This is a genomic window from Pseudomonas sp. Irchel 3H9, assembly GCF_900187495.1.
GTDB classification, from domain to species: domain Bacteria; phylum Pseudomonadota; class Gammaproteobacteria; order Pseudomonadales; family Pseudomonadaceae; genus Aquipseudomonas; species Aquipseudomonas sivasensis.
In genome coordinates this window covers 157,884-183,053 of the sequence record NZ_FYDK01000008.1, presented here as the reverse complement: position 1 = coordinate 183,053, position 25,170 = coordinate 157,884, and the positions used below count along the sequence as shown (strand labels likewise).

The 25,170-nt window shown below is 60.8% G+C and carries 19 protein-coding genes and 3 pseudogenes; 9 read left to right on the top strand and 13 right to left on the bottom strand.

The genetic code is table 11. The annotated features are described in order from the left end of the window. The first annotated feature begins 222 nt into the window (after positions 1–222). The 4 genes and pseudogenes from CKW32_RS24820 to CKW32_RS28180 all read left to right on the top strand — a co-directional run. Positions 223–1,470 (top strand): MFS transporter, encoded by a 1,248-nt coding sequence (locus CKW32_RS24820; RefSeq protein ID WP_095186237.1) that lies wholly within the window; start codon positions 223–225, stop codon positions 1,468–1,470. Positions 1,471–1,664: 194 nt separating this feature from the next. Continuing rightward, a pseudogene (locus tag CKW32_RS28190) lies at positions 1,665–1,841 on the top strand (MFS transporter); the annotation flags it as partial. A 182-nt stretch (positions 1,842–2,023) separates the two neighbouring features. Further along, positions 2,024–2,212 (top strand): annotated as a pseudogene (locus CKW32_RS28185) (MFS transporter); the annotation flags it as partial. 182 nt (positions 2,213–2,394) lie between these two features. After that, positions 2,395–2,583 (top strand): annotated as a pseudogene (locus tag CKW32_RS28180) (MFS transporter); the annotation flags it as partial. 141 nt (positions 2,584–2,724) lie between these two features. On the opposite strand, the gene CKW32_RS24815 reads toward CKW32_RS28180, so the two are convergent. From CKW32_RS24815 to CKW32_RS24800, 4 genes are all read right to left on the bottom strand, one after another. Then, positions 2,725–4,908 (bottom strand): xanthine dehydrogenase family protein molybdopterin-binding subunit, encoded by a 2,184-nt coding sequence (locus tag CKW32_RS24815; RefSeq protein ID WP_095186236.1) that lies wholly within the window; start codon positions 4,906–4,908, stop codon positions 2,725–2,727. Beyond that, positions 4,905–5,894, bottom strand: a complete 990-nt coding sequence (locus tag CKW32_RS24810; protein ID WP_032884656.1) for a xanthine dehydrogenase family protein subunit M — start codon at positions 5,892–5,894, stop codon at positions 4,905–4,907. Before CKW32_RS24810 ends, CKW32_RS24815 begins: the two co-directional genes overlap by 4 nt. After that, complete coding sequence (locus CKW32_RS24805; protein WP_095186235.1) at positions 5,891–6,397, bottom strand: (2Fe-2S)-binding protein; 507 nt, start codon at positions 6,395–6,397, stop codon at positions 5,891–5,893. The genes CKW32_RS24810 and CKW32_RS24805 overlap by 4 nt, the downstream gene beginning before the upstream one ends. A 96-nt stretch (positions 6,398–6,493) precedes the next feature. Next, positions 6,494–6,940: a DUF4879 domain-containing protein gene (locus CKW32_RS24800; RefSeq protein WP_095186268.1), complete on the bottom strand. Its 447-nt coding sequence runs from the start codon at positions 6,938–6,940 to the stop codon at positions 6,494–6,496. 188 nt (positions 6,941–7,128) lie between these two features. On the opposite strand from CKW32_RS24800, the gene CKW32_RS24795 reads away from it, so the two are divergent. Together CKW32_RS24795 and trmA are read left to right on the top strand one after the other, a co-directional pair. Continuing rightward, complete coding sequence (locus tag CKW32_RS24795) at positions 7,129–8,424, top strand: NCS2 family permease (protein WP_032884654.1); 1,296 nt, start codon at positions 7,129–7,131, stop codon at positions 8,422–8,424. After that, positions 8,421–9,500, top strand: a complete 1,080-nt coding sequence (gene trmA, locus CKW32_RS24790; RefSeq protein ID WP_095186234.1) for a tRNA (uridine(54)-C5)-methyltransferase TrmA — start codon at positions 8,421–8,423, stop codon at positions 9,498–9,500. The genes CKW32_RS24795 and trmA overlap by 4 nt, the downstream gene beginning before the upstream one ends. A 143-nt stretch (positions 9,501–9,643) precedes the next feature. Here trmA and CKW32_RS24785 read toward each other — a convergent pair whose 3' ends face one another. The 7 genes from CKW32_RS24785 to CKW32_RS24755 all read right to left on the bottom strand — a co-directional run bounded on the left by CKW32_RS24785 (position 9,644) and on the right by CKW32_RS24755 (position 19,405). Beyond that, positions 9,644–10,960 (bottom strand): TolC family outer membrane protein, encoded by a 1,317-nt coding sequence (locus tag CKW32_RS24785; protein WP_095186233.1) that lies wholly within the window; start codon positions 10,958–10,960, stop codon positions 9,644–9,646. Continuing rightward, positions 10,957–12,276, bottom strand: coding sequence for an HlyD family type I secretion periplasmic adaptor subunit (locus tag CKW32_RS24780; protein WP_095186267.1), 1,320 nt, complete (start codon positions 12,274–12,276; stop codon positions 10,957–10,959). The genes CKW32_RS24785 and CKW32_RS24780 overlap by 4 nt, the downstream gene beginning before the upstream one ends. A gap of 2 nt (positions 12,277–12,278) precedes the next feature. After that, positions 12,279–14,015 (bottom strand): type I secretion system permease/ATPase, encoded by a 1,737-nt coding sequence (locus CKW32_RS24775; protein WP_032884650.1) that lies wholly within the window; start codon positions 14,013–14,015, stop codon positions 12,279–12,281. Positions 14,016–14,191: 176 nt separating this feature from the next. After that, on the bottom strand, positions 14,192–14,815 hold the full coding sequence (locus CKW32_RS24770; RefSeq protein ID WP_032884649.1) for a heme acquisition protein HasA: 624 nt from the start codon (positions 14,813–14,815) through the stop codon (positions 14,192–14,194). A gap of 103 nt (positions 14,816–14,918) precedes the next feature. Then, complete coding sequence (locus CKW32_RS24765) at positions 14,919–17,669, bottom strand: TonB-dependent receptor (protein WP_095186232.1); 2,751 nt, start codon at positions 17,667–17,669, stop codon at positions 14,919–14,921. Positions 17,670–17,820: 151 nt separating this feature from the next. Continuing rightward, positions 17,821–18,819, bottom strand: a complete 999-nt coding sequence (locus CKW32_RS24760; protein WP_095186231.1) for a FecR family protein — start codon at positions 18,817–18,819, stop codon at positions 17,821–17,823. Between the two features lie 64 nt (positions 18,820–18,883). Next, complete coding sequence (locus CKW32_RS24755; RefSeq protein WP_095186230.1) at positions 18,884–19,405, bottom strand: RNA polymerase sigma factor; 522 nt, start codon at positions 19,403–19,405, stop codon at positions 18,884–18,886. Between the two features lie 207 nt (positions 19,406–19,612). Between CKW32_RS24755 and aroQ the strand changes: the two genes are divergently transcribed. Beyond that, positions 19,613–20,062 carry a type II 3-dehydroquinate dehydratase gene (gene aroQ / locus CKW32_RS24750; protein WP_095186229.1) on the top strand — a complete coding sequence of 150 codons (450 nt, stop codon included), beginning with the start codon at positions 19,613–19,615 and terminating at the stop codon, positions 20,060–20,062. Beyond that, positions 20,059–20,907 carry a shikimate dehydrogenase gene (locus CKW32_RS24745; protein ID WP_095186228.1) on the top strand — a complete coding sequence of 283 codons (849 nt, stop codon included), beginning with the start codon at positions 20,059–20,061 and terminating at the stop codon, positions 20,905–20,907. The genes aroQ and CKW32_RS24745 overlap by 4 nt, the downstream gene beginning before the upstream one ends. A 47-nt stretch (positions 20,908–20,954) precedes the next feature. Here CKW32_RS24745 and CKW32_RS24740 read toward each other — a convergent pair whose 3' ends face one another. Both CKW32_RS24740 and quiC read right to left on the bottom strand, forming a co-directional pair. Further along, on the bottom strand, positions 20,955–21,620 hold the full coding sequence (locus CKW32_RS24740) for a TetR/AcrR family transcriptional regulator (RefSeq protein ID WP_032884643.1): 666 nt from the start codon (positions 21,618–21,620) through the stop codon (positions 20,955–20,957). A gap of 80 nt (positions 21,621–21,700) precedes the next feature. Then, positions 21,701–23,602, bottom strand: a complete 1,902-nt coding sequence (gene quiC / locus CKW32_RS24735; protein WP_095186227.1) for a 3-dehydroshikimate dehydratase QuiC — start codon at positions 23,600–23,602, stop codon at positions 21,701–21,703. A gap of 232 nt (positions 23,603–23,834) precedes the next feature. On the opposite strand from quiC, the gene CKW32_RS24730 reads away from it, so the two are divergent. Continuing rightward, entirely contained in the window at positions 23,835–25,169 is a 1,335-nt protein-coding gene (locus CKW32_RS24730; RefSeq protein WP_032884641.1) for an MFS transporter, read from the top strand. Position 25,170 lies beyond the last annotated feature (1 nt).

Here is a 25,170-nt window from a genome sequence, read left to right as displayed (position 1 = left end):
TTTTTACCAGCCACGTAGGGATTCTGGCCTTGCGGCCGCCAGATCAATCCCCACGGAGGTTTTGATCTGGATCAAGCATTACTGAAAGAGTAGTCCCATTTTCTGTGTCCAGTTATGTGGTCTTTTGCCGCGTGACAGACTGCCTCAGCCCAGCTCTAGCAACTATCTGTTACAACTTAATGCTAATCTCGCAGCTCCCTCTCGCCTCGACCCGAATTCCCGATGCCTAGTGAACCCGTGTTGCTGTTGCGTCATCACCGCCCTTTCATCGCGTTCTGGCTGGCACGGATTTTCACTGCCAGCGGCTTCCAGATGCTCACCGTGGCCATCGGCTGGAACCTGTACCAACTGACCGGCAATGTGCTGGACTTGGGTCTGGTCGGGTTGGTGGAGTTCGTGCCACGGGTGCTGTTCATGCTCCACACCGGACACGTGGCCGACCGCTACGAGCGGCGCAAAGTCGCAGCCATCTGCCAGACCGTACAGGCGCTGATTGCCCTGTCCCTGGCCATCGGCGGCCTGACCGGCAACGTGACCCGCGAGATGATTTTTATCCTCGCCTTCCTGCTCGGTGCCGCGCGCTCGTTTGAATTGCCCACCACCCAGGCGCTGCTGCCGAGCATCGTGCCCAGTGCGCTGTTCCCGCGTGCGGTGGCGTCTTCACAGTCGGCCCAGCAACTGGCCACCATCGTCGCCCCGGCGCTCGGCGGTTTGCTTTATGCGTTCGGCAGCGTCTGGGTGTATGGCACCACGGTGGTGCTGTACATCATCGCCTGCGTGCTGACCCTCAACCTGCCGGCCCGCCAGACCCCGCTGAACAAAGGCAAGGCCACCCTGGATTCGCTGCTGGCCGGCATCCGTTTTATCCGCAGCCGCCCGGACATCCTCGGCGCTATTTCCCTGGACCTGTTCGCCGTGCTGCTGGGCGGCGCCACCGCGTTGCTGCCGGTGTTCGCCAAGGACATCCTGCTGACCGGCGCCTGGGGCCTGGGCCTGTTGCGTTCGGCACCGGCGGTGGGCGCACTGTTGATGTCGTTGTGGCTGGCGCGCTTTTCGGTGGACCGCAAAGTTGGCAGGGTAATGTTCACCGCTGTCGGCGTGTTCGGTGTGGCGACCATTGCTTTCGGCCTGTCCACCTCGTTCTGGTTTTCCCTGGCAGTGCTGGTGGTGCTGGGCGCGGCGGACATGATCAGCATGGTCATTCGCGCCTCCTTCGTGCAGTTGGAGACGCCGGATGAAATGCGCGGCCGGGTCAGTGCGGTCAACGGGCTGTTTATCGGCGCGTCCAACCAGTTAGGCGAGTTCGAGTCCGGTATCACTGCGCACTGGTTCGGCACCGTGCCCGCCGTGGTCATGGGCGGAATCGGTACGCTGGTGGTAACCGGAGTGTGGATAAAACTGTTCCCGACACTGGCGAATCGGGATCGTATGCATGTGCCGGTGGAGGAAAGCATCAAGCCCGCTGCATGATTCAATGTGGCAATAAGGTCAATGTGGGAGGGGGCTTGCTCCCGATAGCGGTGGATCAGCCAACTTATGCTTGGACTGAAACTCCGCCATCGGGAGCAAGCCCCCTCCCACGTTTGGATCTTCAATGCTTGCTGGACCGCGTCAGAGCACCTTATCCAGGGTGATCGGAAACTCCCGCACCCGCTTGCCGGTGGTTAGGCGAGTTCGAATCCGGTATCACTGCGCACTGGTTCGGCACCGTGCCCGCCGTGGTCATGGGCGGAATCGGTACGCTGGTGGTAACCGGAGTGTGGATAAAACTGTTCCCGACACTGGCGAATCGGGATCGTATGCATGTGCCGGTGGAGGAAAGCATCAAGCCCGCTGCGTGATTCAATGTGGCAATAAGGTCAATGTAGGAGGGGGCTTGTTCCCGATAGCGGTGAATCAGCCAACTTATGCTTGGACTGAAACTCTGCCATCGGGAGCAAGCCCCCTCCCACGTTTGGATCTTCAATGCTTGCTGGACCGCGTCAGAGCACCTTATCCAGGGTGATCGGAAACTCCCGCACCCGCTTGCCGGTGGTTAGGCGAGTTCGAGTCCGGTATCACTGCGCACTGGTTCGGCACCGTGCCCGCCGTGGTCATGGGCGGAATCGGTACGCTGGTGGTAACCGGAGTGTGGATAAAATTGTTCCCGACACTGGCGAATCGGGATCGTATGCATGTGCCGGTGGAGGAAAGCATCAAGCCCGCTGCGTGATTCAATGTGGCAATAAGGTCAATGTAGGAGGGGGCTTGCTCCCGATAGCGGTGGATCAGCCAACTTATGCTTGGACTGAAACTCCGCCATCGGGAGCAAGCCCCCTCCCACGTTTGGATCTTCAATGTTTGCTGGACCGCGTCAGAGCACCTTAGCCAGGGTGATCGGAAACTCCCGCACCCGCTTGCCGGTGGTTAGGCGAGTTCGAGTCCGGTATCACTGCGCACTGGTTCGGCACCGTGCCCGCCGTGGTCATGGGCGGAATCGGTACGCTGGTGGTAACCGAAGTGTGGATAAAACTGTTCCCGACACTGGCGAATCGGGATCGTATGCATGTGCCAGTGGAGGAAAGCATCAAGCCCGCTGCGTGATTCAATGTGGCAATAAGGTCAATGTGGGAGGGGGCTTGCTCCCGATAGCGGTGGATCAGCCAAGTTATGCTTGGACTGAAACTCCGCCATCGAGAGCAAGCCCCCTCCCACGTTTGGATCTTCAATGTTTGCTGGACCGCGTCAGAGCACCTTATCCAGGGTGATCGGAAACTCCCGCACCCGCTTGCCGGTGGCATGGTAAATCGCGTTGGCTACCGCCGCCGCTACCCCGACAATGCCGATCTCGCCAACACCCTTGGAACCCAGTGCATTGACGATCTCGTCGTGCTCTTCGACAAATACCACGTCAATCTCGCCGATATCGGCATTCACCGGGATGTGGTACTCGGCCAGGCTGTGGTTCATGTAGCGCCCCAGTTGATGGTCGATCTGGGTTTCTTCGTGCAATGCCATGCCGATTCCCCACACCACCCCGCCGAGAATCTGGCTGCGGGCCATCTTCGGATTGACCACGCGCCCGGCCGCAATCGCGCTGACCACACGCCGCACTTTGATTGTTCCCAGGTCTTCGTCGACCTGGACCTCGACGAACACCGCCGAGTGGGTGGCGGTGGCGTAACCCTCGCGTTTTTTGTCCGGCTCGCTGTCGACCTGCACTTCCAATGCGTCTTCGCCACTGTCCTTGACCAACTGCGCCAGCGACACACTCACGTCACCGGTGTGCAGTTGGCCGTCTTCAAAGCGAACGGACTCGGCGTCCTTGAACACCGGGTAAGTCTGGCGGGCAATGCTCAGCAGTTTGGCCGTCAACGCTTCGCAGGCTTGCTGCACGGCAGTGCCCACTGAAGACACGGTAAACGATCCACCCTGCAACGGCGCGGTGGGTAAAGACGAGTCACCGAGTAGAAAATTGACATCGTCGACAGCCACGCCACTGGCCTGGGCCGCGATCTGAGTCATCACCGTGTACGTACCGGTGCCGATGTCGGTGGTGGCGCTGCTGACCGTCAATTTGCCCAGCGAATCGATGCGCGCCTTAGCGCTGGCCTTCATTTGCATGGCCTCCCACACCCCGCCGGCCATGCCCCAACCAATCAACTGGCGGCCGTCGCGCATGCTGCGCGGCTCCGGGTTGCGCTGCTTCCAGCCGAAACGCTCGGCGCCTTCGCGGTAACACTCGCGCAGGGCTTTGCTCGACCAGGGTTTATCTTCGTTCTGGTTGCGTTCGGCGTAGTTGATCAGCCGCAGTTGCACCGGGTCCATGCCCAGCGCGCAGGCCAGTTCATCCATGGCGCATTCCAGGCCAATCACGCCCAACGCGGCGCCTGGCGCGCGCATGTCCAGGGGCGTGAAGACATCCAGCGGCACCAACTTATAAGTAAGCTGCACGTTGTCGCAGTGATAGAGCATGCCGCTCCATTCCACCACGTGTTCACTGAAGTCCTCGAAGCGCGAGGTCTGGCCAATCGCGGTATGCCCCAGCGCCAGCAAACGGCCGTTGGCGGCGGCGCCCATCTGCAAACGCTGCAGGGTGCGCGGGCGGTAGCCAAAGGTGAACATCTGCTGGCGCGTCAGGGTGACCCGCACCGAACGCTTGAGCGCCAGAGACGCCATCACCGCCAAAGGCAATTGGTACTGCGGGCGCAGACCAGAGCCGAAGGCGCCCCCGACGAACGCAGCAAAGATGCGCACCTGACTTTTATCCAGGCCGAAGACTTTTTGCACATAGGCCTGGCAGTTCTGCGGGCCCTGAGTCTTGTCATGGATGTGCAGGGTGCCATCCGGCTGATACAGCACGGTGCTGGCGTGGGGCTCCATCGGATTGTGGTGTTCGATGGGTGTGCTGTAGTGCAGATCGAGGCTGATGGCCGCGCCGGACCATTCAGCCTGGAAGTTACCGCGCGGCTTGGGCGGGGTTTGCGGCGAGGGATAGGCCAGTTCCTGCTGGGCGAGCAGATCGGTCTCGAAGTCCTCGCACTCATAGTCGATATGCACCAGCGAGCCGGCGTGTCGCGCTAACTCCAGGTTATCGGCGATGACCAATGCCAGGGGCTGGCCGCTGTAGAGCACGCGGTCGTTGTACAGCGGGCGAAACGGCGAGCCATCCGCCGCATCGTCATCGGCGAAGGCGTCGTCATAGCTGGCGATTTTCGGGCGGTTGAGATGATGGATAACATCCACCACACCCGGCAGCGCTAACGCTTTGGACGCGTCGATGTTGATAACACGGCCTTTGGCGATGGTGCTGGACACCACGCTGCCATGAAGCAGGCCAGCCTCAGGAAACTCACCGGCGTAACGCGCCTGGCCTGTGACCTTGAGCAGACCGTCGACACGGTTCAAGGGTTTACCGATAGCGGTCATGGCTGTTCTCCTGCAACGGCGGCGTCGCTCAGCGCGCGGATAATTGCGCGGCGCGCGAGCTTGATCTTGAAGCCGTTATGTTCCAGCGGCTCGGCGTCTTGCAGCAGCACGTCGGCGGCGTTGCTGAAGGTTTCGCGGCTGACGGTCTGACCAATCAGCGCGGCCTCTACCGCGCGGTCACGCCAGGGTTTGTGGGCCACGCCGCCGAGGGCCAGGCGAGCGTCAACGATAGTGTCGCCGTCCAGTTCAAGGGCGGCGGCGACTGAGACCAAGGCAAACGCGTAAGACGCGCGATCGCGAATCTTCAAATAGTGGCTGTGACGTGCCAGATGGTCGGCGGGCAATTCAATTGCAGTGATCAGCTCATCGTCGGCCAGCAGGTTGTCGCGCTGCGGCGTATCGCCAGGAAGACGATGGAAGTCGGCGAACTCGATGACCCGTGCGCCGCCGCGTCCCTCCACATGCACCCGCGCCTCCAACGCAGCCAAGGCGACGCACATGTCCGACGGATGAGTGGCCACGCACTGCGCGCTGGCGCCAAGAATCGCATGGATACGGTTCAACCCGCTGCGGGCCGGGCAACCACTGCCGGGTTCGCGTTTATTGCACGGCACCGTGGCGTCGTAGAAGTAGTAGCAACGGGTGCGCTGCAGCAAGTTACCGCCGGTACTGGCCATGTTGCGCAGTTGCGGCGAAGCACCTGCGAGGATGGCTTGGGACAGCAGCGGGTAACGCTCTTCAATCAGCGGGTGCCAGGCCAGGTCGGCGTTGCTCACCAGCGCGCCGATCCGCAGGCCGCCATCGGCGGTTTCTTCAATTCCATGCAGTGGCAGGCCGGTGATATCGATCAGGTGTTCGGGACGGCTGATGTTTTCTTTCATCAGGTCCAACAGGTTCGTACCACCGGCAATAAAACGCGATGCGCCGCTGGTCAGGTGCACGGCCTCCTGTACGTCGACAGGTTTGCTATAGTGGAAGGGATTCATTGCTCACCTCCCAGGCCGTCTTTGATGGCATCGCGGATATTGGTATAGGCACCGCAGCGGCACAGGTTGCCGCTCATCAATTCCTGGATTTGTGCAGTGTCGTGGGCACGGCCTTCATTGGCCAGGCCGACGGCGGAGCAGATCTGGCCCGGCGTGCAGTAGCCGCACTGGAAGGCGTCGTGTTTGATAAAGGCTTGCTGCATCGGGTGCAACTGATCGCCGCTGGCCAAGCCTTCGATGGTGGTCAGCTCGGCGCCATCGCACATCACGGCCAGGGTCAGGCAGGCGTTTATGCGCTTGCCATCGCGCAGGACGGTGCAGGCACCACATTGGCCGTGGTCGCAGCCTTTTTTACTGCCGACCAGGTCGAGTTGTTCCCGTAGCAAGTCCAACAACGTGGTCCAGGGCAATACGTCCAACTGACGATCCTGGCCATTGAGGGTCAAGCGTATGGAGTGGGCGACGAACGGTTGGGCCGCCGCGCCATTGGGGGTCGCGCTCATAAACACCTCACGGGTTGGTGTACATCCGCGGCGTTCAGGAAAGTCGCCGTCTCAGGGGTACGACTTCCCGGGGTTTTGAGCGTTCAAGATGATTGATCAGCGGATATTGAGCAGGGTCTTCAAGGTGTTTCGCGGGGGATTGATCGATGAGTTGCTGTATTCGAACCAGCCCTGGGCTTCCACATTCAGGTCAAACACATAGATGTAGCCCATCAAGGTGCCCCCGCCAGCGCAGGCCTGGCTGACGTTGCCGACCTGGCACACCGGCGTGCGCTGGCCGTTGAGCACCGCGCCGTTGAAGAGGCCGACCGGGTTGTTACCCAGGCCTACTTCCATCACCGACACCTTGGTCGGCCCTCGGTGCGTGCACATCTGCGTGGTGCTGGTGCGCTCTGGAATGGTTTCGGTGCACTTGGCCGATTCGACCTTGAACACGCGCACTTCGCTCAAGGCCGGTGCAGTCGCGCCCCAGACCGGTGCCGCACCCAGCCACAGGCCGAGACAAGGGATCAGGGCTAGACTCCACGCGTTGGCTTTTTTCATGCTGTCGATGACCCGGTATTGAACGTCGGCGCAGTATGCCTCAAGGCCATGCGCCATACAGCCTCGGCTGCTGGTATGATGCGCCGCTTTTTCCGATCCTCTCTGAAACCACAGGCGTTTGGCGCAGTTTGTGCTTTGACTTAGAGGTCAACAAATCACGACGCAAGATAGCGTCACAGGGAGCAGGCATGCTGGAAAAGCTGTTTCAACTCAAGGCACATAACACGAACGTGCGCACCGAGATTCTCGCGGGCATCACGACATTCCTGGCCATGGCCTACATCCTGTTCGTGAACCCGAGCATCCTCGGCGAAACCGGCATGGATAAGGGCGCGGTATTTGTCGCGACCTGCCTCGCGGCGGCCATCGGCTCGACCGTGATGGGCCTGATCGCCAACTACCCGATCGCACTCGCGCCGGGCATGGGCCTCAACGCCTTCTTTACCTATACCGTGGTCCTGCACATGGGCCACACCTGGCAAGTGGCGCTGGGTGCGGTGTTTATTTCGGCGGTGCTGTTCTTCCTGCTGTCGATCTTCCGCATCCGTGAGTGGATCATCAACGCCATCCCGCTTCCCCTGCGTTCGGCGATTGCCGCCGGTATCGGCCTGTTCCTGGCGTTGATCGCCCTGCACAACGCCGGAATCGTGGTGAGCAACCCGGCCACCATGGTAGGCCTGGGCGACCTGACAAAAGCGGCCCCGATCCTCGCCACCCTCGGTTTTGTGCTGATCGTCGCACTGGAAGCCCTGGCCGTGCGCGGCGCGGTGCTGATCGGCATTCTTGCGGTCACTATCGCGTCCATCGTCCTGGGCGTGACCCCGTTTGGCGGCGTGACCTCGATGCCCCCTTCGCTGGCCCCGACCTTCCTGCAGCTGGATATCAAAGGCGCACTGGACATCGGCCTGGTCAGCGTGATCTTCGCGTTCCTGTTCGTTGACCTGTTCGACAACTCCGGCACCCTGATCGGCGTCGCCAAGCGCGCCGGCCTGATGAGCAAGGACGGCCACATGCCGAAAATGGGCCGCGCCCTGATCGCCGACAGCACCGCCGCCATGGCCGGTTCGCTGCTGGGCACTTCGACCACCACCAGCTACATCGAATCCGCCGCGGGCGTGAGCGCCGGTGGCCGTACCGGTTTGACCGCCATCGTGGTGGCGATCCTGTTCCTGTTGGCGCTGTTCTTCTCGCCGCTGGCCGCCAGCGTACCGGCGTTTGCCACGGCGCCGGCACTGCTGTTCGTGGCGGTGCTGATGACCCAGGGCCTGGCAGAAATCGACTGGGATGACATTACTGTTGCAGCGCCGGTGGTGGTCACCGCCCTGGCGATGCCCTTCACATACTCCATTGCCAACGGCATCGCCTTCGGTTTCATCGCCTGGACCGCCATCAAGCTGCTTTCGGGCCGCTACCGTGAGCTGAACCCAGCGCTGGTGATTCTGTCGATTCTGTTCGTGATCAAGCTGGGCTGGTTCAACGCATGACTTTTGACGCCGCAAGCTACACCGTTCAACTGCAAGACAAGGTCACGCGCTTGCGTGACCTGCTGGCGCCGTTCGACGCGCCCGAGCCACAGGTATTCGACTCACCGCTGCAGAACTTCCGCCTGCGGGCGGAGTTCCGCCTGTGGCGCGAAGGCGGAGATCGCCACTACGCCATGTTCTCCCAGGACGACAAGCGCACGCCGATCCTGATCGAAGAATTCCCGATTGCCAGCCAACGCATCAATCAGTTGATGCCGCAACTCAAGGCCGCCTGGCAGGCCAGCGCCGCCCTGAGCCACAAGCTGTTCCAAGTGGAGTTCCTCACCACCCTGGCCGGCGATGCGATGATTACCCTGTGTTATCACCGCCCGCTGGACGAGCATTGGCACACGGCGGCGAACAAGCTGGCAGCTGATTTGAATGTCAGCATCATCGGCCGCTCCAAGGGCAAGCGCGATGTGATCGGCCACGACTACGTGGTGGAAAAACTCGACGTGGGCGGGCGCACTTTCAGCTACCGCCAACCCGAAGGCGCGTTCACCCAGCCCAACGGCACGGTGAACCAGAAGATGCTCAACTGGGCATACGAAGCCTTGGGCGATCGCCCGGATGACTTGCTGGAGCTGTACTGCGGCAACGGCAACTTCACCCTGCCGCTCGCCACCCGCGTACGCAAAGTGCTGGCCACCGAAATCAGCAAGACCTCGGTGAATGCGGCCCTGAGCAACCTCGATGAAAACGCGGTGGATAACGTCACGCTGGTGCGACTCTCTGCCGAAGAACTCACCCAAGCGCTGAATGAAGTGCGCCCGTTCCGTCGCCTGCAGGGCATCGATCTGAAGAGCTACGAATTCGGCAGCGTCTTCGTCGACCCGCCCCGCGCCGGCATGGACCCGGACACTTGCGAATTGACCCGTCGCTTCGACAACATTCTGTACATCTCCTGCAACCCGGAGACGTTGGCGGCGAACATTGCGCAGTTGCATGACACGCACCGCATTACGCAATGCGCGATGTTTGACCAGTTCCCGTGGACGCACCACATGGAATCGGGGGTGTTGCTGACTCGTCGGTAATCCCAAGGCTGGTAGCAGTTCAACATGTGGGAGGGGGCTTGCTCCCGATGGCGGTGGGTCAGTTGAAGGTTTGCTGATTGACGCACTTCTATCGGGGGCAAGCCCCCTCCCACATTGGCTTGGTGTATTGGCAAATAGCGTTGTCAGGCCGACGGTTGGAAATACCCCGCCAACGCCCGCAAGTCCTGCTCGCTGAGCAGTCCCGCGTAATACTTCAACTGAATCCTGGCCAGCAAATACGCATGTCGAGCGTTCGCCAGGTCGCGGCGGGCGGTGAACAGTTGCTGTTCGGCGTCGAGCACGTCGAGGTTAACGCGCTCGCCACCGCTGACGCTTTTCTTCGTCGCGGTGACCAGCGCCGTGGCGGAACTGACGGCCATTTCATAAGCCCGCACTTTTGCCGCGCCGCTGGTATTGAGGTTGAACTGCTTGCGCAACTCCACCAGCGTGGCCGAGGTTTGCGCGTCCAGTTCGTACTGGGCCTGGCTCAATTGATTGCCCGCCTGACGAGTAGAAGCCGACACCGAACCGCCGGCAAACAACGGCAAGCTGACCTGAATGCCGACGCTGTTGGTATCGTACTGCTGGTTGTAGCTGCTTTCCGAATCGGAACGGGTCTGGCGGCTGCTGGCGTACAGGCTGACCTTGGGCATGTGCCCGGCGCGTTTGCGCTCCACTTTGTAGGACGCCACGTCCAACGCGTAATGCTGGGATTTAAGCTCCGGATTGTTGGCCATGGCCATTTCCCGCCAGGTCTCGAAACGGTTCGGCTCCAGGGGCGGGATATCGAATTGACGGGTCAGCGGCGCCAGTTCTTCGATCTGCAGCGGTTGGCCGACGATGGCTTCCAACTCTCGCAGGGCGCTGTCCTGGGCATCCAGGGATTCGATTTCTTCAGCCTGGGCCAGGCTCAGGCGCGCTTGGGTTTCCAGGACATCGGTACGTGTCCCCTCGCCACCTTTGAGCAGGCGATCGTTGAGTTGCAGGCGTTCGGCAAATGCGCGTTTCTGCGCGCGGCTCAACTCGATGCGTTCCTGGGCCAGCAACGCCTGGCTATAAGCGCTGAGTACCCGCACCGCAAGTTCCTGGCTTTTGCCGCGAAAGCGCTCATCGGCCATCAGCGCCTGGGCCGTGCCTTGGCGAAACCGCGCGTAGGCTTCGTAGTCCAGCAGTGGTTGCTGCAAGGTCAGGGTCGAGGCATAGCTGCGGTAGTCGCGGTCGCTGGTGACATCACCTGCGGTCACCTGCGACTCGTTGCGCGAATTGTTGTAGCTCCACGACAGATTCGGCAGCAACGCCGCCCGACCTATCACGCGATTCTCTTCACCGGCCTCACGCGCCTGGATGGCGGCCTGAAAGGTCGGGTCATTGCGCAGCGCCAGGTCGTACGCATCCAACAACCCCAGGGCTTGCGCAGCCGGTGTAAAGCTCACGCACAAGGTAAACAGCAGCGCCTTCATTCTTCCACCAAGGCCATATGGGTGCGGTCCAGCAAAGGTTTGAACAGGTAGTTGAGCATCGACCGTTCACCGGTCTTTATGAACGTTTCCACCGGCATGCCGGGACGGATCTGTGCGCCGGCGAGTTGCTGCATACCCGCCGTGCTGACTTGGGCACGCAACGTGTAATAAGGCTCATCGGTGCGTTCATCGACCTGGCGGTCGGCGGATACCAATGTCACCTCACCCGCCACCCGCGGCGTGGTGGCCTGGTTGAAGGCCGAGAACAGCAGTTCCACCGGTAAACCGGGGTGCACTTTGTCGACCATCTGCACCGGCACCCGCGCTTCCACCAACAGCGGCTCGCCCTGGGGCACGATGTCCATCAGCGCCTGACCGGGCTTGATCACGCCGCCTTCGGTGTACACGTCCAACCCCACCACCACGCCGGACGCCGGGGCGCGGACCAGGCTGTTGGCCAGTTCGAACTCGGCCGACGCCAGGCGATTACGCAGGTCGTCGCTGCGGGTGCGGGTTTCGGCCAACTGGCTGCGCAGGTCTTTCTGGAAGTCTTCGCCGAGCTGGCGGATACGCAGGCGCAGCTCTAAAACCTGACGCTGCAACTGGCCGATGCGGCCATAGTCCTCGGCGATGGTGCCGTCGATCTGCGAGTAAAGGCGCTCGCTGTCGAGCAGGCGATTGCGCGGGATATAACCGTCCCGCGCCAGTTCGCGCAGGCCTTGCAGTTGCTCATTGAGCGCCGCCCGTTGCTGCAGTTTGCTCGCTTGGGAATCCCGCGTGCCGCGCAACTGCGCTTCGGCCCCGGCGATGGTTTCGCGCAGGCCTTGTTGCTCGGTGGCCAGCGACTGGGCGCGGCTGTTGAACAGTTGCCGTTGCAGATTCAGGGTGTTGGTCGCCTGCGGCTCATTCAGCAGTTCAGGGCCGAAGGTGATCGCAGGCAACCCTTCGCTTTCGGCATTCAACCGCGCCTCGGTGGCCAAGGACGCCAGGTACTGGCTGCGCAGCGACTGCATCTGCCCGCGCAACGGGGTTTCTTTCAAGCGCAGTAACACTTGGCCGGCGTTGACCACCTCACCGTCGCGCACTTCGATACGCTCGACGATGCCGCCGGTAGGGTGCTGAACGGTTTTTCGATGGCCCGAAACCATCACCTTGCCCGACACCGCGACGCCCTTGTCCAGGGGGGCCAGCGCAGCCCAGCCGATAAACCCGACAAATCCGCCGAGCACCAGCAGCCAGCCCAGGCGCGAATATTTTTTGTCATCCAGCGCCAGCACGTTATGGGATGCGTCGCTGATCAGCATCGGTTTGCTCATGCTCATGCCTGTTTTCCTTCGCCGAGGCGGTAACTCATGCTCATGGTCGACACCGGTTTGCTGACTGCCGGTTTCTGCCGCGCCTCCAACACCCGCGCCGTTGGACCGAAGGCCTGCAACTGGCCGTCCTTGAGGATCAGCAATTGGTCAGTGAGGCTCAGCACATTGGCTTTGTGGGTAATCAGGATCACGGTGCGACGCTGCTGCTTGAGCTGGGCGATGGCCTGGAGCAGGGCCTGCTCGCCCACTTCATCGAGGTTGGCGTTGGGTTCATCCAGCACGATCAGCGCGGGCAAACCGTACAGCGCACGCGCCAGGGCCACCCGTTGTTTCTGGCCGCCGGACAGGCCTGCGCCGCCCTCCCCCAACTGCGTGTCATAGCCTTGGGGCAGTTGCAGGATCAGGTCGTGTACGCCGGCCATTTGCGCGGCGGCGAGGACCTTGTCCGCATCCAGCTCGGTAAACCTCGCGATGTTGTCGGCGATGCTGCCGGCAAACAGTTGGATGTCCTGGGGCAGATAACCGATGTGCGGGCCGAGTTGCTGCTTGTCCCATTGGGTCAGGTCGGCGCCGTCCAGGCGCACCTTGCCGGCCAGTGGAGCCCAGGCGCCCACCAGCACCCGCGCCAGGGTTGACTTGCCGCAGCCTGACGGCCCGATCACCCCCAGCACGTCACCCGCTGGCAGGTTGAAGCCCAGATTGGCCAACGCCGGCCGACGGCTGCCGGGTGCGCAGGCGCTGAGTTGCTCGACGCTCAATTGCCCCTTGGGCGCCGGCAGGCTCATGCGCGCCGGGCGCGCGGGGTTGTCCGCCAACATCTTCGATAGCCGATCAAAGGCCAGGCGCGCCGAGCCCCATTGCTTCCACACGCCGATCAGTTGGTCGATGGGGGTGAGCACCCGGCCCATCAGAATGGAACCGGCAATCATCATCCCCGGCGTGATGTCGCCCTGCACCGCCAGCAACGCGCCCAGGCCCAGCACCAGCGACTGCAACGCCAGGCGCACGCCCTTGGACCAGGCACTGACAGCGGCGGTCTTTTCACTCGCCAGGTTCTGCTGCGCGAGAAACGCCTGGTGCTGGTTGAACCAACGCCCGCGCAACGTAGCAAGCATGCCCATGGCTTCGATGGTGTCGGCATTGCGCAGGTTGGCGGTGGCTTGCTGGCTCGCGCTGATAGACAGTTGGCTGGCCTGGGCCATCGGCGCCTGGCTCACATGATGGTTGATCCACGCCAGCGCGATCAAAATCACCGCGCCGCCCAACGCCAGCATTCCGAGCCAGGGATGGAAGAGGAAGATCACCAGTAGGTACACCGGAAACCACGGCGCATCAAAGAACGCGAACAACGCCTGTCCGGTAGCGAACTGGCGCAGCGTCGTCAGGTCATTCAGTGCCTGCCCCGCCGCCTGGGTGCCGCCCTTGAGTTGCGCCTCGAACGCGGCGTCGTACACCCGCTGGTTCAGGCGCATGTCCATCTGCGTGCCGAGGCGGATCACCACTTGGCTGCGCACCCACTCCAATGCGCCCATCAGGCCGAACAGGCCGAGGATCATCAGCGTCAGCATCAACAGGGTCATCTGATTGCCTGAAGCCAGCACTCGGTCGTACACCTGCAACATGTAAAGCGCCGGGGCCAGCATCAGCAGGTTGATCACCGCCGAGAACAGGCCGATGTTGAAGAAGCCACTTTTATAGGCCGTGAGGGCGGCCAGGGTTTCGTTGCCGGCGTGGCGCATCTGGAGGTTCTCGTGGGGTTAAACGTGCAAGGTCGCCGCGTTGACAGGCGATACGACGCTGCGCAGAATTTGGCACCGCCGTCGCCGGAAGAGTTAGAAGGCTTGGGCGACGGCGGTGTGTCATGCGGCGAATGGGAGAGCGATCTTCCATTCGCTTTTTTCATGCAGCAAAGGCGTTAGGCGGCGAGTGCCCAGTCCTGTGCCACGTCTTGCACACCCACCAGCGCAACGTCGGTGGTGGCCGAGGATGCGGCATGGCTGGCGACAGCGGCGCTGATCTCGTCGAAGGTGCTGTTGAGGTCTTCGCCGATTGCGCCCAGCAGGTCAGCGAGAACGGTTTCCAACGCGGACGTGTTGCCCTGCATCAGGCCGTAGATCACGCTCTGGACCTCGTTACCGACGCGACCGGCATCCGACGCTGCGCTCAGGTCGAGGCCGTTGAAGGCGACCTTGAAGTCGGTCAGGCTGAAGTCGCTGCCGCTACCGCCGCCCAGACCAGTGCCCAGTTGAACGTTATCCAGCTCACCCCACAGGAAGTGGTTTTGGTTGCTGCTCGCTGGCAGCAGTGGATTGAATACATAGTGCAGGCCATTGCTGGTGTCGCTGTCGGCAATGAAGGCGTAGTCGGAGCTGTTGGCGCCGTGGGTAGCGTACTGGTCACCGGCGAGTGAGCCATTGCTGAAGCCACCGGTGTTGCTGTTGCCGTGACCGGCTGTGTTGAAGCCCAGGGCCCAAGCGCTCAGGTATTCCGAGACGGTTACATCACTCAGGATCGAATCGTAGCTAACAGAAATAGTCATCACTAAACCTCGTTAAACAACGCTATTGATGAGTACGCACAAGCGGCGCACTTTTTTACCCACTGTTGGGTAAAACCATTGATCACGTACCGCTGCACGTAGATCAGAACTTGTATTCCAACATCCCGCTCAACGTCCGGCCGCGCGCCAGGCTCAAGTTGTTGGCGTCGCCCATGGCGACGAAATAGGCTTCATTGGTGGCGTTTTCCAATGCCAGCGAAATGTTCAGGTGGTCAGTCATCCAGTAACTGCCGTATAGGTCATACAGGGTGTATTGAGGCCAGAGCGCCTGGTCGATCAGGTCGTAACCCTGCTGATTGAGGTTTTCCCCATTGCCCGCGCTGTAGCGCACACGCACACCGGTATCCAGGCGCTTGTCCAGGAAGCGCGCACCCAGGGTCAAGGAGCCACGGTCGGCGGGCATGTAGGTGGCGTTGCCCATGATCCGGCCACAGCTTTCCCGATTGTTGGCGACGTCATCGTCGAGTACTTCATAGCGGGTCACGAGGCGGATTCGTGAAACGCCGTTTGCATCCACATAGCGCTCGATACGCGTTGTGCTTGGGCCGTTTTTCTTCGCGCCGCCCATGTAATAGTTCTTCGAACAGAACTCGTTACTGCCGATCATGTGGGTGAAGCTCAGGTTGGCGTAGACGCGGCCCATGTCGTAGTTGAGCTGGTACTCAAGCCCACGGAAACGCGTGGGGTTGGTGTTGTTGACGTAGGCCATGGTCCCGAGAAAACCACCCGATGTGGTTTCCGGAAGGCTGACGCTGGTGTTGAGAAAGGAGAAGTTTTCGATCTTGGTATCAAAGTAGGCCACCTTGATGCCCAAGCGATCATCACCGAACAACAGCCCTTCCTTGAACACGTTCACGCCTACTTCCCAATCCTTCGACTCCTCTGGCTTGAGATAGGGGTTGGGGAACACGCGCTCACCCGAGCCGCCGCCATGGGGGCGGCCCGTCATGAAGGTTTCGGTCACTGCCGGCGGGCGCCAGCCTTTGCCCCAGCGCGTATAAAGCTGCAGCCAGTCCAGGCCAGGTTTGACGGCGATGCCGAAGGTGGGGGAGAACTGCCCCTCCTCGCGATCGACATCGTAGACTTCCACGACCCGCTTGGCCCCCACCAGGCTGCTGTAGAAGCGATCACGGCGGTACAGCGTCATGCCCGTTTCGCCTTCGAGCCGATAACGGTCGTAACGCAAACCGCCATCCAGGGTCAGCCAATCGCCATACTCGTATTGCAGGTTATTAAACAGGCTCGCGATGGTGCGTTTGCCGCCCGGCGTTCCACCCTCGGCGTAGGGCAGCAAAGCGAGGTCGTTGGTGGCTTCGACTTTGTTGGTGCGTGGTTTGAACTCGTCCTGGTACAGCTCCCCACCGTAGTTCCAGCTCACATGGCCCAACTGACCGAAATCAAAGCGCGAGGTGTTGTCGCCTTGTAGTCCCCAGGTGTCCGTCTGGAAGTGGTCAGTGTAGGTCCCCACGTAGTTTCCGGTGCCTACCGTCGCGCCGTTCGGCGCATTGGTGCGATCAAGCTGGGTGGTGACGTAGTACGCCTTGGCCTTCAGATCGATCAGTGGGTTATCCGGGGTATAGCTGTAGTCCAACGCAAAATTCTTGGCGTTGAGGTTGTTTTTGCTGACTCGTTGGTAAAACACACTCTGGTTATCGTCGCTGGTGTAAGCCCAGGCATCGTTGCTGTCGCTGTCACTTTCCAGGTAGCTCAGTTGCACGCGCTGGTCATTGGGCAAGTTAAGGCCCAGCTTGACGATCTGTGATCGGGTCACGCTGCCCATGTAACCGACTTCGCTGTTCAACCAATCATCGAACGCACCCGGCATGGCCTTGCGGGCGCGCAGGTTGGTGCCCAATTTCTGATCATTGTGGTTACCCGAGCGGTAATCGCCGAAATGCCGTTCGCTGTACCCCACCAACACATCGCCGCGCTCATCACCAAAGGCAAACACACCGCTGCCATTAAAATTGGTGCCATTGCCCAGCTCACCAATGCCGTGGCCTGCGCGGATGCGTCCGCCGTATTCCTTGCCGTCTTTCAAAAACTCACTGGCATCCAACGTCTTGAACGAGGCAATCCCGCCCAACACTGCTGCGCCGCCCTGCCCCGACTGACTGCCCTTGTCGATCTCGATACTGGAGATGAACTCCGGGTCGATCAGCAGGGTGCCGTTGCGTTGCTGGTGGCCGTTGACGTTGAAGTTCTGGCGCATGCCGTCGATGTTCATGTTCACGCGGCCGTAGTCTTGCACCCCGCGAATGTTCACCGACAAACCAGGATCGCGCTGGTTGACGGCGGTGTAGACGCCTGCGGTTTCTTCGAGCATGTCGGCGGCGTGACGGGGCGGGCGTTTATCGATCATGTCACGGCTGATCACCGCCACGGACTTTGGGGTCTGGTACACCCAATCACTGGCCTGGCCATTGGTGTTGGCGGTGATGGTGGTGGTGCCTACGGTCATGGCGCCCGCGTGATCATCGCTGACGCGGTTGAGGGTCACTTGGCGTTCACTGGTGAAGCGATACTCCACCGGCGCAGCGCCGAGCAAACGGCCTAGGCCTTCCTGCACGCTGAAGCTGCCTTTGAGCGCGGTGCTGTTCAAGCCTTGCAGGCGCTGGCTGTCAAACAACACTTGCAAACCGGCCTGGTCGGCGAACGCCAACACGGCACTGCCCAAGGATTGCGCAGGGATATCGAACGTCAGCACGACGGGCTGGGCCGCTCCCGCTTGAGGCTGCGCCGCGTACACGGGAGCCGCTGCGGCGAACAGGCCCAAGTGAATGGCCAAGGCTAACCGGCTACCGGTGATACGCCCCTTGGTGAGTGCTGACATTTCTGGTTTTCCCTGCGCTGATCGTATTTTTGTTTATGCGAATGCTTCTCACCTAGCAAGACGTACGAGGCGCAGGAAGTCAGTAAGACTTTTTAAAAGTTTTTCGTGCGGGGGGTTTTAAGCGGGCGGGAGCAGACCTCCCGCCAGGTCATTAATAGATCAGGCTGAGGCCTGCCAGGTCCAAGCGTTGCACCTGGAGTTCCTGAGTCAGGGTGCCGAGCGCCGTGTCGAGCATGTCTAAGCGGAACACGCCGCTGACTTCACGTTCACCCAGGTCGGAATGGGTCAACACCACCTGACCGGGACGGTAGCGGTTGAGCTGCTCAATCACTTTGGCCAAGGGCTGGCGATCAAAAATCAACACGCCACGCCGCCAACTGGTGGCACGCTCTACATCAAACTGATCCAAGGGCTCTATGCCCTGCGCGGGGCTGTAGCGGGCGGCCTGGCCTTCCTTGAGCACGTGGTCGCTCGGGCCTTTTTTCGGTGTAGCGTGCAGGGAGACTTCGACGCTGTGCTGCAACACGCCGACCCAGCCCTGGCGGTCGTCCTCACGCTGCACCACAAACCGCGTGCCCAGCGCCCGCGTCTGCCCGCCGGCGCTCTGCACCACGAATGGCCGGGTTTCCTTACCCACCATCGGCGCCACGTCAAAAATCGCCGATCCCTGGATCAGGCTGATGCGCCGCTGCACGCCGTCGTAGTCCAGCCGGATGGCGCTGGCGGAATCCAGTTCTACCGTGCTGCCATCGGCCAAGTGCACGGTGCGCACTTCGCCCTTCTGGGTCACGTAATCGGCCTGCATGCGCAGCCAGGCATCCGGCCCGCGCACCCAACCCACGCCGGCGACCACCACCACCAGCGCCACCGCCGCCGCACGTTGCCACGGCCTGCGTCGCGGGGTTCGGCGCACCGGTAGCGTCGCCGCCGCCGGACGCTGACGGTGCACTGGCTCGTCCTTATGCACCTCGCCCAACGCTGCCCAGGTCTGCTCGGCAAAGCGCAGCGCCGCTTCATGGCGGCTGTCGCAGGCAATCCATTGGCGCAGCTCGGCCTGCTCCTGGTCGGTCAGGGCACCGGCGTGCAGGCGCACCGCCCAATCGGCGGCCGCCTCGGTAATGCTGTGCTGTTGTGGACCCTGGCTATTCACGTGTGAATCTCGAATTTTTTCGTTATGTAACGCTGTGACGTCTGAGCGGAGGTTTTTCCGTAACTCACTCGTCGGATGGCGCCACCTGACCGTCCTGCAAGCGCTGCATGACATACGCCAACGCCTTGGCCAGGTGCTTTTGTACGGAGCTGTCTGATATATCCAAGTGCCGCGCAACCTGGGCATGAGTCATGCCCTCTATCCGATTCAGACGGAAGATCTGCTGGGTTCGTTCCGGCAACTCCGCCAATGCCTGCTTCAATGCCTGCCGCTGTTGCTGCGCCATTGCCTGAGCCTCCAACCCGGCCACTTCATCTTCAATCTCGGCCAGCGCCTCATTAGGCACGGAATCGGTCTTGCGCCGTGCTTCCTGGCGGATATGGTCGATCAGCAGATTGCTCGCCGTTCGATAGAGATAGCCCTGGGAATTGTCGATGCGCTCGCCGGGTGGTTTTTCCGCCAGGCGCAGGAAGCTCTCCTGAACCAGGTCGGCCGCCAACTGCGGGTCCCGTACCTTGCGAGCCAGATACCCGCGCAGGGTATCGGCGTGCTTGAGAAACAGGCCCTTGAGATCCACGTCCGACAAACCGACTCCCTGGAATGAAAAGGAAACAGGCGGGCATATTAAGCGTTGTCGAGAATGACTTTCAATTGATATCTAATCCGATTCAGATAGGGGCACACCTGATTAAAAGTTCGGTAATCGAACACATCCGCCGCCATCAATTGACCAAATTAACTAACCAGTACATTTTATCTGCACAACGAACAAGAACTGTGGAGATACCCCCCAATGCCGCCTATCGTGCTGGTGCTCAACGGCCCCAACCTCAACCTGCTCGGCACCCGCGAGCCCGCCACCTACGGCCATGAAACCCTGGCCGACGTCGCCGCCCTGTGCGGGCGCAGTGCCGATAAGCTCGGGCTGAAAATCGAATTTCGCCAGACCAATCACGAAGGCGAACTGCTGGACTGGATCCACGGCGCCCGTGGCCGTTGCGCCGGTATCGTGATCAATCCGGCGGCCTGGACGCACACCTCGGTGGCGATTCGTGACGCTCTGGTGGCCAGTGAAGTGCCGGTGATCGAAGTGCATTTATCCAACGTGCATGCCCGCGAAGCATTTCGTCATCACTCCTTTGTATCGCCCATCGCCAAAGCGGTGCTCGCCGGTTTTGGCAGCCACGGCTACCACCTGGCCCTGGAACACTTCAGCCAATTGCTGAAGGGATCGGTTCAATGAAACAGCGCATCCTCGCCGGCCTGATCGGCGCCGGTATCCAGGCTTCCCGTACCCCCGATCTGCATGAACAGGAAGGCGACGCCCAAGGTTTGCGTTACCTGTATCGCCTGATTGATCTGGAGCCGCTGCACCTGGACACCAACGCCCTGCCCGACCTCCTGCGCGCAGCCGAGCAGATGCACTTCACCGGACTGAACATTACCTACCCGTGCAAACAGGCCATCCTCCCGCTGCTCGATGAACTGTCCGATGAAGCACGGGGTATCGGCGCGGTGAATACGGTGGTGTTCAAGGACGGCAAACGCATCGGCCACAACACCGACTGCCTGGGGTTCGCCGAAGGTTTCCGGCGCAACCTTAATGATGTGCCACGTCAGCGCGTGGTGCAGATGGGCGCCGGTGGTGCGGGCGCGGCGGTGGCCCATGCGCTGTTGGCTGAGGGTGTGGAGCACTTGAGCATTTTCGACGTGGACGCCAGCCGCGCCCGCGACCTTGTGGATAACCTCGCTCAGCGCTTCGGCAGCGGTCGTGCGCAAGTGGGTCTTGATTTAGACAACGCGATGGCCGAGGCCGATGGTCTGGTCAACACCACGCCAATGGGCATGGCCAAACTGCCGGGTATGCCGGTGCCGGCGACTCTGTTGCGGGCGCAATTGTGGGTCGCGGAAATCGTGTATTTCCCGCTGGAAACCGAACTGCTGCGCAACGCCCGCGCCTTGGGTTGCCGCACGTTGGATGGCGGCAATATGGCGGTGTTTCAGGCGGTAAAAGCGTTTGAATTGTTCAGTGGTCAAGTGGCGGATGCGCAGCGGATGTTGGCGCACTTCAAGAGCATGAATACCTGAAAAGTGGAGGGGGCAAGCCCCCTCCCACATTGGTTTAGGCGCTGTATTCAGGCCTGCAGGTAACGCAACACCGACTCGCAGATCATCTCGCGATGCCGCTGTTTAACCACTTCATCCGACAGCTCGATCTGAAAAAGCTCACTGAACGTATGGCGGTTGGACACGCGGTAAAAGCTGAATGAGTTGATCAGCAAGTGCACATCCAGCGGCTCCAGCCCTTCACGGAACACCCCCATCTCGGCGCCTCGGCGCAATGTCGCACCCAACCCTTCAAGGATCTTGCTGTTCATCGCCTTGATCGTGTCGGTGCGTTTCACGTACTCGGCATTGTGGATATTTTCGATGCTGACGATCCGCACAAAATCCACGTTCTGATCGTGGTGATCAAAGGTGAATTCCACCAGCCGCCGAATCGCCTCACGCGGCTCCAGCGCCGTAAGGTTCATGCGTGCTTCGGTGTTGCGGATATCGCCGTAGAGCTTTTCCAAAACCTCAACGTACAACTGCTCTTTACTGCCGAAGTAGTAATAGATCATGCGTTTTGAGGTGTGGATGCGCTCGGCAATGGCGTCCACGCGAGCGCCGGACAGGCCCTGTTGGACAAACTCCACAATGGCTTCCTGGAGGATGTTCTCGCGGGTCTTTTCCGGATTGTTCTTACGACTCTTGCGCGGTGCGTCTGGCACCTCGGGAAGTTCGGGACTTGAGGTCATGGTGCGCTCACGGCCATTTTTATTTTGCAGGCCGCGATTATGGGGCCCGGTGCTCCCCGAAGGAAGCACCCGACACCCTCTTATAAACGTGCCTGACGCACTGCACCGCTGCGGGATTTGGCCATCGCCGCCAGACGCACCGCCACGTTGGCCGCGCCGTAGCCGGCGTAACCGTTCTTGCGCTGGATGATCTCGAAGAAGAACCGCCCTTCAAACGGTTCGGTGTACACATGAAACAACTCACCGCCCTGGGCGTCGCGGTCGTACAACACGTTGTAGTACGCCAACTCGCTGAGGAACTCATCGTCAAAATCAAAGCGTGCAGCCAGGTCGTCGTAATAGTTGAGCGGGATATCCAACAGCGGCACGCCGGCCTCTTTCGCGCGGCGCACCTCGGCGAAAATGTCCGCGCAATCGAAGGCAATGTGGTGCACGCCCGAACCGCGATAGCTCGATAGCGCGTGGGAAATGGCAGTGTTGCGGTTTTCGGAGATGTTCAGCGGCAGGCGAATCGAGCTGCAACGGCTGCGCAATGCGCGGCTTTTCACCAGGCCGTAGGGGTCGGGCAACACCACTTCGTCATCAGCTTCAAAGTCCAGCAAGCTCTTATAGAACAGCACCCAACTGTCGAGGCTGTCGGCCGGCAAGGCCATGGCCATGTGGTCGATACGCAGCAAACCACCGGCGTCGGTCGCAGCGGATTGCAGATTGAAATCGGTGTCGTACAAACCACCCTCGCTCTGGTCCACCAGGTAAATCAAGCTGCCGTCCGGCGCGCGCACGGCCGCCAACTCCAGCTCGTTAGGCCCGACCAGTCCGCGATAGGGTTGGCCTTTATAGGCGACCGCTCGCTCCAGAGCCTTGGCGCTGTCCTTGACCCGGATCGCCGTGGCGCACAACGACGGTCCATGGGCTTCGAAAAAGTTATGGGCGAAGGAATAGGGTTCGCAGTTGAGGATCAGGTTGATATCGCCCTGGCGCAGTAGGCTCACACTCTTGGAGCGGTGCTGCCCGGCCTTGACGAAACCCAGGCGTTCCAGCCAGTTCGTCAGCTTGGCACCGAGGTTTTCATCGACCGCAAACTCAAGGAATTCAATGCCGTCGTATTCGCTGGCCGCCGGGGTTTCAAACAGGATATCGACCGGCGTGGCAGGCGCCTCTTCGGCCAGGCGCTGGCGGGTTTTCTCCTCCAGGTACAGCAGAGAACGCAGGCCATCGGCGGCATTGGCCCGAGTCGGCGCCGCACGGAAACCATCGTTGAAAATTTCCAGGGACAACGGCCCGGTGTAGCCGCTCTTGATGATCGGCGCCAAAAAGCCCGCCAGATCGAATTCGCCCTGACCGGGGAAGCAGCGGAAATGGCGGCTCCACTCCAGCACATCCATGGCCAGGATCGGCGCGTCGGCCATTTGCACAAAGAAGATCTTGTCGCCTGGGATCTCGGCGATGGCAGTTGGGTCGCCCTTGAGCGACAGGGTATGGAAGCTGTCGAGCAGCACGCCGAGACTTGGGTGATCAACCTGACGCACCAGATTCCACACCTGTTGCCAGGTGTTCACGTGCTTGCCCCAGGCCAGCGCTTCATAACCGATGCGCAAGCCGCGGCGCCCGGCATGTTCGGCCAGCAGGCTCAAGTCATCGAGGAGAATATGTTCATCGCCGACGCAATCGGCCGAGGCGTTGCTGCACACCAGCACCAGGTCCGTGCCCAGCTCCTGCATCAGGTCGAATTTGCGCTCGGCCCGTTCCAGGTTGCGTGCCAGACGGTCGCGTCGGCAGCCTTCAAAGTCGCGAAATGGCTGGAACAAGGTAATGGCGATGCCGAGGTCGGCGCACATCTGCCTAACTTCCCGTGGGCTGCCGTCGTAATACAACAGGTCGTTCTCGAAGATCTCAACCCCGTCAAACCCAGCGGCGGCGATGGCTTCAAGCTTTTCCGGCAGGGTGCCGCTCAAGGAAACAGTGGCAATGGAACGTTGCATAGCGCGACTCCCGGCATTTAAGGCTCGTCTTATTTACGGCAAATTATTGGCCGCTAAACTACTCACAGCAATTAAAATGTACGAACCGGTTAGTTTTTGGTGCGATTATCGAACACTAAGCCTCTTTGGCGAATTGACGATTTTTTAGCCGCTGCGCACCATCGATCCCGCACCAACGTTTAGAAAAGACCCAGAACACACCATAAAAATTTCAAAAAACGGGTACAACCACATGCCTTCGCAAAACTCCGCCCTGGCTTCGCGCCCCGGCACCCCGCACGCCGGCATCGGCGACAAGATCCGCGGCGCCATGGCCGTCGGTAAAACTCGCTGGGGCATGTTGGCCCTGGTGTTCTTCGCCACCACCCTCAACTACATCGACCGCGCTGCCTTGGGCGTGATGCAACCGATCCTCGCCAAAGAGATGAGCTGGACGGCGATGGACTACGCCAACATCAACTTCTGGTTCCAGGTGGGCTACGCGATTGGCTTTGTGCTGCAAGGCCGATTGATCGACAAGGTCGGCGTGAAACGCGTGTTCTTCTGCGCGGTGCTGCTGTGGAGCCTGGCCACCGGCGCCCACGGCCTGGCCACCTCGGCCGTCGGCTTTATGGTCTGTCGCTTTATCCTTGGGCTGACCGAAGCCGCCAACTACCCGGCCTGCGTCAAGACCACGCGCCTGTGGTTCCCCGCCGGTGAGCGCGCCGTGGCAACCGGGATTTTCAACGCCGGTACCAACGTTGGCGCGATGATGACGCCAATGCTGCTGCCGCTGATCCTGCATGTGTGGGGCTGGCAGGCTGCCTTCCTGTGCATGGCATCGCTGGGCGCGATCTGGTTGGTGTTCTGGGGGTTGAAGTACTACAACCCGGAAGATCATCCGAACGTTAAACAATCAGAATTGGATTACGTGCAACGGGAAGTCGAGCCGGAACAGCCTGGCGTACCGTTCAGCCGAATCCTGCGTATGCGCGGCACTTGGGCCTTTGCGATTGCCTACGCACTGACCGCGCCGGTGTTCTGGTTTTACCTGTATTGGCTGCCGCCGTTCCTGAACCAGCAATACAACCTGGGCATCAACGTGACCCAGATGGGCATCCCATTGATCATCATCTACCTGACCGCCGACTTCGGCAGCGTGGGTGGGGGCATCCTGTCGTCATTCCTGATCGGCCGTGGGATGAACTCGATCAAGGCGCGGCTGTTGTCGATGCTGCTGTTTGCCTGCTGCATCGTCGGCGTGATCATGGCGGCCGGTTCCAGCCAACTGTGGGTCGCGGTATTTGCCATCTCCCTGGCCATCGGCGCGCATCAGGCCTGGACCGCCAACATCTGGAGCCTGGTGATGGACTACACGCCCAAGCACATGATGAGCACCGTGTTCGGCTTCGGCGGCATGTGCGCAGCCATCGGCGGCATGTTCATGACCCAGATCGTCGGCCATATCCTCACCGTGACCAACAACAACTACACCGTGTTGTTCACCTTGATCCCGGCGATGTACTTCATAGCGCTGACGTGGATGTACTTCATGGCGCCGCGCAAGATTCCTACCGTCGACGCCTGAT